Annotated in this window: 13 protein-coding genes; 8 read left to right on the plus strand and 5 right to left on the minus strand. The window is 54.5% G+C overall.

Translation table 11 applies throughout. The features are described 5' to 3' along the window. The first annotated feature begins 277 nt into the window (after positions 1–277). From pgi to HV340_RS01330, 5 genes are all read left to right on the plus strand, one after another. Positions 278–1,927, plus strand: a complete 1,650-nt coding sequence (gene pgi, locus HV340_RS01310) for a glucose-6-phosphate isomerase (RefSeq protein WP_025206404.1) — start codon at positions 278–280, stop codon at positions 1,925–1,927. A gap of 367 nt (positions 1,928–2,294) precedes the next feature. After that, on the plus strand, positions 2,295–2,537 hold the full coding sequence (gene yjbE, locus HV340_RS01315) for an exopolysaccharide production protein YjbE (protein ID WP_014168186.1): 243 nt from the start codon (positions 2,295–2,297) through the stop codon (positions 2,535–2,537). Positions 2,538–2,655: 118 nt separating this feature from the next. After that, positions 2,656–3,294, plus strand: coding sequence for a YjbF family lipoprotein (locus HV340_RS01320; RefSeq protein WP_020882855.1), 639 nt, complete (start codon positions 2,656–2,658; stop codon positions 3,292–3,294). Next, the gene (locus HV340_RS01325; protein ID WP_032679376.1) at positions 3,291–4,028 is read left to right on the plus strand and encodes a capsule biosynthesis GfcC D2 domain-containing protein; all 738 of its coding nucleotides are present in this window, start codon (positions 3,291–3,293) and stop codon (positions 4,026–4,028) included. Before HV340_RS01320 ends, HV340_RS01325 begins: the two co-directional genes overlap by 4 nt. Beyond that, positions 4,028–6,124, plus strand: a complete 2,097-nt coding sequence (locus HV340_RS01330; protein ID WP_014168189.1) for a YjbH domain-containing protein — start codon at positions 4,028–4,030, stop codon at positions 6,122–6,124. The genes HV340_RS01325 and HV340_RS01330 overlap by 1 nt, the downstream gene beginning before the upstream one ends. A gap of 38 nt (positions 6,125–6,162) precedes the next feature. Here the strand turns inward: HV340_RS01330 and HV340_RS01335 are convergent, their stop codons facing one another. Further along, a complete protein-coding gene (locus HV340_RS01335) occupies positions 6,163–6,618 on the minus strand; it encodes an acyltransferase (protein ID WP_020882853.1) in 456 nt (151 codons plus the stop codon). Between the two features lie 8 nt (positions 6,619–6,626). Beyond that, positions 6,627–7,142: a GNAT family N-acetyltransferase gene (locus HV340_RS01340; RefSeq protein ID WP_059306185.1), complete on the minus strand. Its 516-nt coding sequence runs from the start codon at positions 7,140–7,142 to the stop codon at positions 6,627–6,629. 129 nt (positions 7,143–7,271) lie between these two features. Here HV340_RS01340 and psiE point away from each other — a divergent pair, with 129 nt between their 5' ends. Next, a complete protein-coding gene (psiE, locus tag HV340_RS01345; RefSeq protein WP_020882851.1) occupies positions 7,272–7,682 on the plus strand; it encodes a phosphate-starvation-inducible protein PsiE in 411 nt (136 codons plus the stop codon). Between the two features lie 96 nt (positions 7,683–7,778). Here the strand turns inward: psiE and malG are convergent, their stop codons facing one another. The 3 genes from malG to malE form a co-directional block, all read right to left on the minus strand. Then, positions 7,779–8,669 carry a maltose ABC transporter permease MalG gene (malG, locus tag HV340_RS01350; RefSeq protein WP_014168193.1) on the minus strand — a complete coding sequence of 297 codons (891 nt, stop codon included), beginning with the start codon at positions 8,667–8,669 and terminating at the stop codon, positions 7,779–7,781. Positions 8,670–8,683: 14 nt separating this feature from the next. Then, positions 8,684–10,228: a maltose ABC transporter permease MalF gene (malF, locus tag HV340_RS01355; protein WP_181216255.1), complete on the minus strand. Its 1,545-nt coding sequence runs from the start codon at positions 10,226–10,228 to the stop codon at positions 8,684–8,686. A 66-nt stretch (positions 10,229–10,294) separates the two neighbouring features. After that, positions 10,295–11,485: a maltose/maltodextrin ABC transporter substrate-binding protein MalE gene (gene malE, locus HV340_RS01360; protein ID WP_020882849.1), complete on the minus strand. Its 1,191-nt coding sequence runs from the start codon at positions 11,483–11,485 to the stop codon at positions 10,295–10,297. 372 nt (positions 11,486–11,857) lie between these two features. On the opposite strand from malE, the gene malK reads away from it, so the two are divergent. Next, on the plus strand, positions 11,858–12,967 hold the full coding sequence (malK, locus tag HV340_RS01365) for a maltose/maltodextrin ABC transporter ATP-binding protein MalK (RefSeq protein WP_014168196.1): 1,110 nt from the start codon (positions 11,858–11,860) through the stop codon (positions 12,965–12,967). Positions 12,968–13,009: 42 nt separating this feature from the next. After that, on the plus strand, positions 13,010–14,320 hold the full coding sequence (locus HV340_RS01370; protein ID WP_020882848.1) for a maltoporin: 1,311 nt from the start codon (positions 13,010–13,012) through the stop codon (positions 14,318–14,320). Positions 14,321–14,411 lie beyond the last annotated feature (91 nt).

Genomic DNA, 14,411 nt, shown 5'->3' on the forward strand with positions numbered 1-14,411 from the left:
GGGAGGTCCTGTCAATGCTGGGATTATGCGGATTTTTTATGGGGGGGTACCCCTCAGTAACAGGACTTATAACAGGGCCATATTTTATGCTCCTTTTTACCGCCTTTTGACCGACATTTCGCCGCCCCTGAAGGGCGTTTCAGCAGCTATACTTTTCGGGTCTTTTCACCTGTGTTTGATGCAGGCCAGGGCAATGGCATAAAAACCATCACAATTTTTATTTGCAGGCGCTACAATCGACCGCAGTCACAATTCTCAAATCAGAAGAGTATTGCTAATGAAAAACATCAACCCAACGCAGACCGCTGCCTGGCAGGCACTACAGAAACATTATGATGAAATGAAAGACGTCACCATCGCGGACCTGTTCGCGAAAGATGCCGATCGTTTCAATAAGTTCTCCGCGACCTTCGATGACCTGATGCTGGTGGATTTCTCCAAAAACCGCATTACCGAAGAAACGCTGGCGAAGCTGCAGGATCTGGCGAAAGAGACTGAGCTGGCCGACGCCATCAAATCCATGTTCTCCGGTGAGAAGATCAACCGCACCGAAGACCGTGCCGTGCTGCACGTGGCGCTGCGTAACCGTAGCAATACTCCGATTGTCGTTGACGGCAAAGATGTGATGCCGGAAGTGAACGCGGTGCTGGAAAAGATGAAAGCTTTCTCTGAAGCGATCATCTCCGGAAGCTGGAAAGGCTACACCGGCAAACCGATTACAGATGTTGTTAACATCGGTATCGGCGGGTCTGACCTTGGCCCATTCATGGTCACCGAAGCGCTGCGCCCATACAAAAACCACCTCAACATGCACTTTGTTTCTAACGTCGATGGTACCCACATCGCCGAGGTGCTGAAGAACGTGAATCCGGAAACGACCCTGTTCCTGGTCGCGTCTAAAACCTTCACCACTCAGGAAACCATGACCAACGCCCACAGCGCGCGCGACTGGTTCCTGAAAACCGCAGGCGACAACAAGCACGTGGCGAAACACTTCGCCGCGCTGTCGACCAACGGGAAAGCCGTTAGCGAGTTCGGTATCGACACTGCGAACATGTTCGAGTTCTGGGACTGGGTGGGGGGGCGTTACTCTCTGTGGTCCGCTATCGGCCTGTCGATCATCCTCTCCGTCGGCTTCGACAACTTTGTTGAGCTGCTCTCCGGCGCGCATGCGATGGATAAACACTTCTCCACCACCGCACCTGAGAAAAACCTGCCTGTGCTGCTTGCGCTGATTGGTATCTGGTACAACAACTTCTTCGGGGCTGAAACCGAAGCGATTCTGCCATACGACCAGTACATGCACCGTTTTGCGGCCTACTTCCAGCAGGGCAACATGGAATCCAACGGTAAATACGTTGACCGTAACGGTAACGCAGTGGATTACCAGACTGGCCCAATCATCTGGGGCGAGCCAGGCACTAACGGCCAGCATGCGTTCTATCAGCTGATCCACCAGGGCACCAAAATGGTCCCGTGCGATTTCATCGCCCCGGCCATTACCCATAACCCGCTGTCAGACCACCATCCGAAGCTGCTGTCTAACTTCTTCGCACAGACTGAAGCGCTGGCGTTCGGTAAGTCTCGTGACGTGGTTGAGCAGGAATACCGCGACCAGGGTAAAGATCCGGCCACGCTGGATCACGTTGTGCCGTTCAAAGTGTTCGAAGGCAACCGTCCAACCAACTCCATCCTGCTGCGCGAAATTACGCCGTTCAGCCTGGGTGCGCTGATTGCCCTGTACGAGCATAAGATCTTCACTCAGGGCGCTATCCTGAACATCTTCACCTTTGACCAGTGGGGCGTTGAGCTGGGTAAACAGCTGGCAAACCGTATCCTGCCTGAACTGGGTGACGATAACGCGATTAACAGCCACGACAGCTCCACAAATGGTCTGATCAACCGTTATAAAGCATGGCGCGCGTAATTAAAGTGTCATGAAAAAGTGCCGGCGAAATGCCGGCATTTTTTTATCGGATAATTCCTGATGTCTGTTATTAAACTCAAATTCCTGTAGTGAGTTTAATCTGAAAATAGTCGTTAACCTGTTAATTGCTGCGGTTTATTTTAGGAAAATACGGATAATTACCGTCACGGGATCTAATTCTATTTCATTGATTTATATATGTTATATTATTATCTAATCGTCCTTTTGTTTCCATTTTATCCAATTGTCCGAAAACCCTTCTTCTATTTACCCCTACGGCAAACCCTCACCTTTAGTTGTGTATACTCGAATCCGCCTGAAATTCTTTTTGGGCAAATCTCCATTCATTAAATGAAGGGAAATTCTTATGAAGAAAGTACTGTATGGCATTTTCGCCATATCTGCGCTTGCGGCGACATCTGTTAATGCGGCTCCGGTTCAGGTCGGAGAAGCGGCAGGTTCGGCTGCGACGTCTGCGTCTGCGGGGATTTCTACCGCGTCCAGCGCCAGCACCGTAAGTTCAGCCGTGGGTGTCGCCCTGGCGGCAACCGGTGGCGGTGATGGCTCCAATACCGGAACCACGACCACCACGACCACCAGCACCCAGTAATAACGGGTGTTTTAATCATAACCACACTTCGGTGTGGTTATTCTGGCTTTTCAGTAGCCTTCGGGACCTGTAGACCGGGTAAGCGCAGCATCACCCGGCAATAATGCGGAGAAGAGTCGTGAAGCGACCTGGGATCATCCTGATTTGTCTGCTTTTGCAGGCGTGCTCGGCCACCACCAAAGGGCTGGGCCATTCACTGTGGGAAAGCATGTTCGGTACGCCGGGCGTGCATCTGACCGATGACGAACTTCAGAACATGCCCTATGCCAGTCAGTACATGCAGCTCAACGATGGCCCACAGCTGTTTGTGGTGCTCGCTTTCGATGAAAACGGGCAGCAGAAATGGGTGACGCAGGATCAGGCCACCATCGTAACGCAGCATAGCCGTATCGTGAAAACCCTGCTCGGGGGCGACAACCTGCTTGAAGTCAACAATCTCGCCGCCGATCCGCTGAACACGCCGAACCAGATAACCGACGGGGCAAGCTGGACCCGCACGATGGGCTGGACCGAACACAAGCAGGTTCGCTATGCCACCGCCCGCTCCACCTTCCGCTGGGATGGCACGGACAGCGTCAATGTGGGCAGCGACGAAACTCGGGTTCGCGTGCTGGATGAAGAGGTCACTACCGATCAGGCAACCTGGCATAACCGCTTCTGGGTGGACGATGACGGCCAGATACGCCAGTCGTTACAGTATCTTGGTGCCGGATTCTTCCCGGTCAAAACCACGCTGATCAAGGCCGCGAAATCATGAAAACACTTATTCGCGTTGCGCTGATCGCAAGCTTTGCTACGCCGCTCGCATGGTCTGCCGGGACGGTAAAAGTCTATACGCAGGACAATACGAAGCCTAAAACATTGACCAACGCCGGACACTTGATCGATCTCGTCGGCCAGCCAAGGCTGGCGAACAGCTGGTGGCCGGGTGCGGTCATCAGTGAACGACAGGCGACGGTGGTGGCGGAGCAACAACATAACGCGCTGCTCGCCAGGCTAACAGGGCTGGCGGAGCAGGAAGAGGGTGACGACGCGGCGGCCATTAACAGCCTTCGCCAGCAGCTTAAGGCGCTAAAGGTCACCGGACGGTTGCCGGTCAATCTCGATCCGGACCACGTTCGCGTCGCGGAGACGGCTAACCCGTCACTGGAAGGCGAGTACACGCTCTGGCTACCTGTTCAGCCTTCTACCATTACCGTGTTCGGGCTTGTCAGCAGTCCGGGTGACAAGCCGTTTATGCCGGGTCGCGATGTGGCGAGCTATCTCGATGAACAAAATTTGCTGAGCGGTGCGGATAAGAGCTACGCATGGGTGGTGTACCCGGACGGCCAAACGCAAAAAGCACCGGTAGCCTACTGGAATAAACGCCATATCGAACCGATGCCAGGCAGCGTCATTTTTGTCGGTTTTGCCGACCATTTCTGGACGAAGGCATATGACGGGCTGAACGCCGATATCCTTCACTCCCTGAAACAGCGGATACCGGAATAATGAAAAGAACCTATCTCTATAGCATGCTGGCGTTGTGCGTGAGTGCCGCCTGCCATGCAGAAACGTATCCGGCACCCATTGGCCCGTCTCAGTCAGACTTCGGCGGCGTCGGTTTACTGCAAACGCCTACCGCGCGCATGGCGCGGGAAGGGGAAATCAGCCTCAACTACCGTGATAACGATCAGTATCGCTACTACTCCGCCGCTGTACAGCTGTTTCCGTGGCTCGAAACCACGCTGCGCTACACTGACGTGCGCACCAAACGGTACAGCAGCGTCGAGTCCTTCTCCGGCGATCAGACCTACAAAGATAAAGCGTTCGACGTGAAGCTGCGTCTGTGGGAAGAGAGTTACTGGATGCCGCAGGTCTCCGTTGGCGCGCGGGATATCGGCGGTACCGGTCTGTTTGATGCGGAATACGTGGTGGCCAGCAAAGCCTGGGGACCGTTTGATTTCTCACTCGGTCTCGGCTGGGGGTATCTGGGGACCAGCGGCAACGTGAAAAACCCGTTCTGCTCCTACAGCGACAAATATTGCTATCGCGATAACAGCTATCAGAAAGCAGGCTCCATCAACGGCGACCAGATGTTCCACGGCCCGGCCTCGCTGTTTGGCGGCGTAGAGTACCAGACGCCCTGGCAGCCGCTGCGCCTGAAGCTGGAATACGAAGGGAATGACTATTCACAGGATTTCGCCGGCAAGATTGAGCAGAAGAGCAAATTTAACGTCGGTGCCATTTACCGTGTGGCTGACTGGGCTGACGTTAACCTCAGCTATGAGCGTGGCAATACCGTGATGTTTGGCGTGACGCTGCGTACCAACTTTAACGATATGCGGCCACACTACAACGACAACGCGCGCCCTGCCTACCAGCCGGAGCCGCAGGATGCCATTCTGCAGCACTCCGTCGTGGCGAACCAGCTGACCCTGCTGAAATACAACGCCGGTCTGGCGGATCCGAAGATTCAGGTGAAAGGCGATACGCTGTACGTGACCGGCGAGCAGGTGAAATACCGTGACTCGCGGGAAGGGATCGAACGCGCCAACCGGATCATCATGAACGATCTGCCGGACGGGATCAGCACGATCCGCGTGACTGAAAACCGTCTGAACATGCCGCAGGTTACGACGGAAACGGATGTCGCCAGTCTTAAGCGCCATCTGGAAGGCGAACCGCTTGGGCATGAAACCGAGCTGGTGCAAAAACGCGTTGAGCCAGTGGTGCCAGACACCACCGAGCAGGGCTGGTATATCGATAAGTCGCGCTTTGATTTCCATATCGATCCGGTACTGAACCAGTCTGTTGGTGGGCCAGAAAACTTCTACATGTATCAGTTGGGCGTCATGGCGACGGCGGATCTGTGGGTCACCGACCACCTGCTGACCACCGGCAGCCTGTTCGGTAACCTTGCCAACAACTACGACAAGTTCAACTATACCAACCCGCCGAACGACTCGAAGCTGCCGCGCGTGCGTACTCGCGTACGTGAATATGTGCAGAACGACGCTTACGTAAACAACCTGCAGGCCAACTACTTCCAGTACTTTGGTAACGGTTTCTACGGCCAGGTTTACGGCGGTTATCTGGAAACGATGTTTGGCGGCGCGGGGGCTGAAGTGCTCTACCGTCCGGTAGACAGCAACTGGGCGTTTGGTCTTGATGCCAACTACGTGAAACAGCGTGACTGGCGCAGCGCGCAGGACATGATGAAGTTCACCGACTACAGCGTTAAAACCGGCCATCTGACGGCCTACTGGACGCCGTCGTTTGCCCCCGACGTACTGGTGAAAGCCAGCGTTGGTCAGTATCTGGCGGGGGATAAAGGCGGCACGCTGGATATCTCTAAACACTTCGACAGCGGTGTGGTGGTCGGTGGCTATGCCACGATCACTAACGTCTCGCCGGACGAGTACGGGGAAGGGGACTTCACCAAAGGCGTGTACGTCTCCATTCCGCTGGATCTGTTCTCGTCAGGCCCAACCCGCAGCCGTGCGGCAATTGGCTGGACGCCGCTGACGCGTGACGGTGGTCAGCAGCTGGGGCGTAAATTCCAGCTGTACGACATGACCAGCGATAAGAACATCAACTTCAGATGATGCGTGAGTGCCCGGTAGCGTTACGCCTGCCGGGCACCTTACAAACGCCGCAACAGTCTCGCCGGGTTCCCGGCGTAAACCCCTTTCTCGGTGATGGACTTTGTCACCACGCTTCCCGCCCCAATCACCGCCCCATCGCAAATTGAGACAGCCAGAATGGTGGCCCCGCTGCCGATTGAAACGTCGTTGCCCACGCGAATGTGTCCCCAGCTGCGCCGGTCGGCATTGGGTTTACCGTCGCGGAACATATCGTTGGCGAACATCACCCCATGGCCAATGAAACAGCGCTCGCCGACGGTGACATACTCGCAGATGAAGGTATGGGACTGAATTTTGCTATCAGCACCGATGTGCGAGTTAGCCTGGATTTCAACAAACGGGCCGATAAAGACGTTATCGCCCAGCGAACATTCATAAAGATTCGCGGGTTCGTAAATGACGACATTTTCGCCGCAGACAACATGACGAATAGCCGCCTGGCGTTGCTCTGGCATACATCTCCTTAGACTGGCATCGACATAATATGGAGGGTGCTGGTTTGCGCCGCAGTGACGAAGAGGGTGTCTTTGACATGTTTCAGCCCCTGCGCTTCGTAAAACCGGCGTGCGCGAGGGTTCTTTTCGAGGACTTCCAGCCACAGCAGATTTTCCGAACAGGCTTTTGCCTGGCGAATCACTTCCGCAAGGAGTTGCTCGCCGTAGCGGTGTCCCGTGGCATCCGGCAATAAATAGAGTTTATGCAGGAGCGTACCCGACAGCCCCTCGGGCTCGATGGTCTGCTGGGTTGAGAATTTTGCGAAACCGACTGGTGTCTGTGCGCTGGCAATGAGCCAGTAAGTGCCCGGCTGCAGCAGGCTGTCTGCTATCGCCTGCGGCGCGTATTCCTGCTCAAGAAAGGCGGCAAGCTCCGTCTGGTTTTCCCATAGATGCCCAAAGTGATGCCGGTAGCTGGCATACCCCATTTCACTCAGCTGTTTTGCATCATCCACGGTGGCGCGTTGAATGGTTACTTTCATCATCCCTTCGTCGAAATAAGTGTGTCACAGTGCAACATGCCACAGCGCTGAACATAATATAAACAAAAAATATAGATCACCGTCACATTTTTGCGTTATACAGGAACCTCGCCCTGGAGAATGAGGTGCTCTATGACATCCCTGACTCGCCCGCGCGTTGAGTTTATCTCAACAATCCTCCAGACCGTGCTGAACCTCGGTCTGCTGAGCCTTGGCCTGATACTGGTCGTCTTTTTGGGAAAAGAGACGGTGCATCTGGCGGATGTGCTGTTCGCCCCTGAACAAACCAGCAAATATGAGCTGGTGGAAGGCCTGGTGGTCTACTTTCTCTACTTTGAATTTATCGCGCTGATTGTGAAGTATTTCCAGTCGGGCTTTCACTTCCCGCTACGCTATTTTGTTTACATCGGGATCACCGCGATTGTGCGGCTGATCATCGTGGATCATACCTCCCCGCTCGACGTACTGATCTATTCGGCGGCGATCCTGCTGCTGGTGATCACGCTCTGGCTGTGCAATTCGAAACGGCTGAAACGGGAATAAAAAAATGGCGGCCCGGAGGCCGCCTAACAACAGTCACAAGTTGGGTCAATACAATACGTCTAAAGTTGAGGGTTGCAGTGGCATAACAAATGAAACTTAACCTTTCACACCGCCCGCCGTCAGGCCATTCACCAGCCAGCGCTGCGCCAGCAGGAACACGACAGTGATAGGGATGGCGGAGAGTACAGCCGCCGCAGCAAAGTCGCCCCACAAATAGTTCTGCGGATTGAGGTATTGCTGCATACCGACGGCCAGCGTATAGCTGTTGACATCACGCAGTAACAGGGAAGCGACCGGCACTTCGGTGATGGCTGCGATAAACGACAGGATAAAGACCACCGCCAGGATCGGCACCGACAGCGGCAGAAGCACCAGACGGAATGCCTGCCACGGGGTCGCGCCATCCAGCGCCGCCGCTTCTTCCAGCGAGCCGTCGATGGTCTCGAAATACCCTTTGATGGTCCACACATGCAGCGCGATACCGCCAAGATAGGCGAAGATGACGCCACCGTGGGTGTTCAGGCCGATAAACGGCACGTACTGGCCCAGTCGGTCAAACAAGGCATACAACGCCACCAGTGACAGTACCGCCGGGAACATCTGGAAAATCAGCATCCCTTTCAGCAGCGTGGCTTTACCCGGGAAACGCATACGGGCAAAGGCGTAAGCACAGGTCGTGGAGAGTGCGACAATCCCAATCGCGGTAATCCCGGCAATTTTCACCGAGTTCCACAGCCATAACAGCACCGGGAACGGCGGTGGCGTAACGCGGCCATCCGCGTGTTCAACGCTGAAGCCCAGCGCTAACTTCCAGTGCTCCCAGGAGATTTCATCCGGGATCAGGCTCCCGGTCGCGAAGTTACCGGCACGCAGGGAGATGGCGATGACCATCAGCAGCGGGAACATGATGGCCGCGATAAAAATCAGCAGCCCTAAATGCGTCGCGAAGAGGCGCAGTTTCTGAGATTTGGGTTGGACCATAGACATATTCTGTGCCCTCCTTAGTCGAATTTCATGCGTGTTGCTTTCAGGTTCACAATCGCCAGAGCGCCAACCAGCAGGAAGATCAGGGTGGCAATCGCTGCCGCCAGACCGAAGTCCTGACCGCCGCCGCCTTCGAAGGCGATACGGTAGGTGTAGCTGACGAGCAGGTCGGTATAGCCTGCCGGCGTGGTGGTGCCAAGACGGTCAGGCCCACCGTTGGTCAACAGCTGAATCAGCACGAAGTTGTTAAAGTTGAAGGCAAAGCTGGCAATCATCAGCGGCGTCAGCGGCTTAATGAGCAGCGGCAGCGTAATCTTAAAGAAATTCTGGAACGGACCCGCGCCATCCATTGCCGAGGCTTCGTACAAATCGTCCGGAATCGCCTTCAGCAGGCCCATGCACAGGATCATCATGTACGGATAACCGAGCCAGGTGTTCACGATGATAATCATCGAGCGGGCGGTGATGGGGTCGCTGAACCAGGCCGGTTTGATGCCGAACAGCGCGCTCAGCATCATGTTGATTTCACCGAAGCTCTGGTTAAACAGCCCTTTGAAAATCAGAATCGAGATAAACGACGGGACGGCATACGGCAGAATGAGCAGCACGCGGTAAATGGCTTTCCCTTTCAGAGATTCCCACTGCACCAGACACGCCAGCACCATGCCCACGGCAACGGTCAGGATCACCGTCAGTATGGAGAACACTACGGTCCAGACAAAGATGGCTAAGAACGGTTTCTGGATCCCTTCATCGGTGAAGACGCGGGTGAAGTTGTCCCAGCCTATCGTCACGGTGTAGCCCGGGCTGAGCTTGTCATCACCCCATTTGCCATCAGCCGTAATGGACTGGTAGAAACCAATGTCGTTGTTTGGACGGTACTTTACGCCGCTCTGGTTGTTGGTCAGCGTGCCGTCGTCCGCCAGCGTATAAAGCGGTTGTGTTCCGGAGAACTGGCGCAGTGAACTCATGGTCACTTTGCTTTCGTCCGGCAGTTGGGCGGTAAGCTGCGTCAGTGCCTGACGGTTCTGCGTAATGATGCGCAGGTTAGCGCGTTCGCCTTCCGGCAGGGCCGCAGCCTCTTTTAAGGCCAGCTTCTGCTCGCCGCCAAATTTGAAAGCGTCGGAGACATAATTTTTGCCGGTTTCTTCGTCAGTGAGTGCTAACTTCCACTCGCTGCCCGCAGGATACAGGCCGAAGTTAAAGGTTTTGCCCGCCTGATAAGAGCGGTCCATCAGCACCTGTTGGGCGCGCTCCTGAGCAAGCTGGTTGGTGCTGCTGTAGTTGGTGAACGCGATAGCAATGGTACAAATCAGTGGGAACAGGACAAACAGACCCATCCCGGCCACGCCCGGGTAAACATATCGCCAGGCATAGGCTTTACGGTTGGCGAAAATATACAGGCCAGCAGAGCTTAAAATCAGCGTCATGATGGCGAACAGATATTCCCCTTGTACGTACATTAAAACAACAAGGTAACCCACCAGCAGACACAGCAGACCCATTACAGACCACTTCAGGGCAGAGCTTTGCCACCAGTGTTTCTTTTTAATGACATCCATGGGGTTCTTCCTCTACAACACATTTTGTTCTCCCTCTCTCCGCAGGGGAGAGAGGGGATAAAAGCCTTACTTCGTGATACGACCCTGAGCATCTTTCAGCGCAGCATCAACCGTCTGACGACCGCTTGCTGCGTTGATGACGGCGGTACGGGTGGCGTACCAGAACGCTGCCATTTGTGGGATGTTCGGCATGATTTCGCCTTTCTGGGCGTTATCCATGGTTGCCGCGATACGTGGGTCTTTCGCCAGCTGATCCTGGAAGGATTTCAGCGCAACCGCGCCCAGCGGTTTGTCCTTGTTCACTTCATCCAGACCCTGGTCGGTCAGCAGGTAGTTTTCCAGGAACTCTTTCGCCAGCTCTTTGTTCGGGCTGGCAGCGTTAATACCTGCGCTCAGCACGCCAACAAACGGTTTAGACGGCTTGCCTTTAAAGGTTGGCAGCAGGGTTACGCCGTAGTTGATTTTGCTCTTGTCGATGTTGGTCCAGGCCCACGGACCGTTGATGGTCATCGCGGTTTCGCCTTTGTTGAACGCCGCTTCTGCGATGGAGTAGTCGGTATCCGCGTTCATGTGTTTGTTCTTGATGAGGTCAACCAGGAAGGTCAGGCCTGCTTTCGCGCCAGCGTTGTCCACGCCCACGTCTTTCACGTCATATTTGCCGTTTTCAAATTTGAACGCGTAACCGCCGTCGGCAGCAATCAGCGGCCAGGTGAAGTACGGTTCCTGCAGGTTGAACATCAGCGCGCTCTTACCTTTCGCCTTCAGCTCTTTATCCAGTTTCGGGATCTCTTCCCAGGTTTTCGGTGGGTTGGGTACCAGGTCTTTGTTGTAAATCAGAGACAGCGCTTCTACCGCGATTGGGTAAGCGATGATCTTGCCGTTATAGCGAACGGCATCCCAGGTGAACGGGTACAGTTTGTCCTGGAAAGCTTTGTCTGGCGTCACTTCAGCCAGCAGACCCGACTGGGCGTAGCCACCGAAACGGTCATGTGCCCAGAAGATGATGTCCGGACCGTCACCCGTTGCAGCAACCTGCGGGAATTTCTCTTCCAGTTTGTCCGGGTGTTCAATGGTAACTTTGATACCGGTGTCTTTCTCGAATTTCTTGCCCACTTCGGCCAGGCCGTTATAGCCTTTATCGCCGTTAATCCAGATAACCAGCTTACCTTCTTCAATTTTGGCGAGAGCCGGTGCGGAAATCATCATTGCTGCAAGGGCGGACAATGCGAAAACGCGTGCGCCAGTCTTGATCTTCATATCTGCCATCCTTTTTTGGTGATGTGCTCGTGGATACACTGAGGTGGTTCAACGTGACTCAGTCTCCTTATTTGACATCCTCTTTCCATCCTCCCAACCCCTACGCCCCACCCCCCGTTTGTGTGATCTCTGTTACATAAATTTAAGTTATGAGTGCTGGCGCACATAAAAACACAGTGAATTTTGCAGGTGGCTTCACGAATTTCGCCTCAGCCCTCCAGCGGCGGTCGCAGAGCCTGCTCTCTCATCCTCCCGCCTCCTCCCCCATAAAAAAGCCGGGGGGTGGAGGATTCACGAAAGTAATGGATACCCCATAGTGAACTTATCTTGAATGTTTCTGTCGGTGACAGGTTGTAACGAAGGGAGAAGGGCATGGCGAGCGTACAGCTGCGTAATGTAACGAAAGCCTGGGGTGACGTTGTGGTGTCGAAAGACATCAATCTGGACATCCACGAAGGTGAATTCGTGGTATTTGTCGGCCCATCTGGCTGCGGTAAATCAACTCTGCTGCGTATGATTGCCGGTCTTGAAACCATCACCAGCGGCGATTTGCTGATTGGTGATACCCGAATGAATGACATTCCGCCTGCCGAACGTGGCGTCGGCATGGTTTTCCAGTCTTATGCACTCTATCCCCACCTTTCCGTAGCCGAGAACATGTCCTTCGGTCTGAAGCTGGCGGGCGCGAAAAAAGAGGTGATTAACCAGCGCGTCACGCAGGTGGCGGAAGTGTTACAGCTGGCACACCTGCTTGAGCGTAAACCAAAAGCCCTTTCTGGTGGTCAGCGTCAGCGTGTGGCAATTGGCCGTACGCTGGTCGCCGAACCGCGTGTGTTCCTGCTCGATGAACCGCTTTCTAACCTGGATGCCGCCCTGCGCGTCCAGATGCGTATCGAAATCTCCCGTCTGCACAAACGTCTTGGCCGCACGATGATTTACGTCACCCACGATCAGGTCGAAGCGATGACGCTGGCCGACAAAATTGTGGTGCTGGACGCCGGTCGCGTGGCGCAGGTGGGTAAACCGCTGGAGCTTTATCACTACCCGGCAGACCGCTTTGTTGCGGGCTTTATTGGCTCGCCAAAGATGAACTTCCTGCCCGTCAAAGTGACCGCGACAGCCATTGAACAGGTACAGGTGGAGCTGCCAAACCGTCAGCAAGTGTGGCTGCCGGTCGACAGCGCCAACGTACAGGTGGGGGCCAATATGTCCCTCGGTATTCGTCCTGAGCATTTACTGCCGAGCCACATCGCCGATGTGACGCTGGAAGGTGACGTTCAGGTCGTCGAACAACTTGGTCACGAAACACAGATTCATATCCAGATCCCCGCCATCCGTCAGAACCTGGTCTACCGCCAGAATGACGTGGTGTTGGTAGAAGAGGGTGCCACATTCGCTATCGGTTTGCCGCCAGAGCGTTGCCATCTGTTCCGTGAGGATGGCACCGCATGTCGTCGGTTGCACAAAGAGCCAGGCGTTTAAGCATTCCAATTACAAAGAAAAGCAATGATCTCAGGAGATAGAATGATGATTACTCTGCGCAAACTTCCTCTGGCAATCGCCGTGACGGCAGGCATTTTGTCTGCACACGCGGGTGCCGTGGACTTTAAAGGTTATGCTCGTTCTGGCATTGGCTGGACCGGGAGTGGCGGTGAACAACAATGTTTCCAGGCAACCGGTGCACAAAGTAAATACCGTCTTGGTAACGAATGTGAAACCTACGCCGAACTGAAACTGGGTCAGGAAGTGTGGAAAGAGGGCGATAAGAGCTTCTATTTCGACACTAACGTTGCGTATTCCGTTTCTCAGCAGAATGACTGGGAATCCACCAGCCCGGCCTTCCGTGAAGCAAACGTGCAGGGTAAAAACCTGATTGAATGGCTGCCAGGCTCCACCATCTGGGCCGGTAAGCGTTTCTATCAGCGTCATGACGTCCACATGATCGACTTCTACTACTGGGATATCTCTGGTCCTGGTGCGGGTATCGAAAACATCGATCTGGGCTTCGGTAAACTGTCTCTGGCCGCGACCCGTTCTTCTGAGTCCGGCGGTTCTGCAACCTTCGCCGATCGTGATGCGAACGGCGACCGTATTTATGACAACGTAGTACCAAACGATGTCTTCGACGTCCGTCTGGCCGGCCTGGAAACCAACCCGGGTGGTACACTGGAACTGGGTGTTGACTATGGTCACACCAACATTCCTGACGACTACTATCTGCAGCCTGGCGCCTCTAAAGATGGCTGGCTGTTCACCGCTGAACACACCCAGAGCATGTTGAAAGGCTTCAACAAGTTCGTGCTGCAGTACGGTACGGACTCCATGACCTCTAACGGCAAAGGTATTCCGCAGGGCGGTAGCATTGATAACGACGGTTCCATGTGGCGTGTGCTGGACCACGGTGCAATCACCCTGGCAGACCGTTGGGACCTGATGTACGTCGGTATGTACCAGAATATCGATCGTGACAACAACAATGGTACAGAGTGGTGGACTGTCGGCGTTCGTCCAATGTTCAAATGGACGCCAATCATGAGCACCCTGCTTGAAGTGGGCTACGACAACGTTAAGTCTCAGAAAACTGACGAGAAAAACAGCCAATACAAAATCACCCTGGCACAGCAATGGCAGGCAGGCGACAGCATCTGGTCTCGCCCGGCTATCCGTGTCTTCGCAACCTACGCGAAGTGGGATGAGAAATGGGGCTATGCGAACAACGACTCAGGCGCAGGTTATACCTCTGGCGTAGCGTATAGCGACACTTCCGCGAAAACCTTCAGCCGTGGCGACTCCGACGAGTGGACCTTCGGTGCCCAGATGGAAATCTGGTGGTAATTCGATAGACCTGACGTAATGACCTAAAAAGAGGGGCGCAAGCCCCTCTATCCTTAGGGTGCTGCGCGCTATTGCCTGGCCACCGCAGTGC

This window comes from Enterobacter sp. RHBSTW-00975 (assembly GCF_013615235.1).
GTDB classification, from domain to species: domain Bacteria; phylum Pseudomonadota; class Gammaproteobacteria; order Enterobacterales; family Enterobacteriaceae; genus Enterobacter; species Enterobacter ludwigii.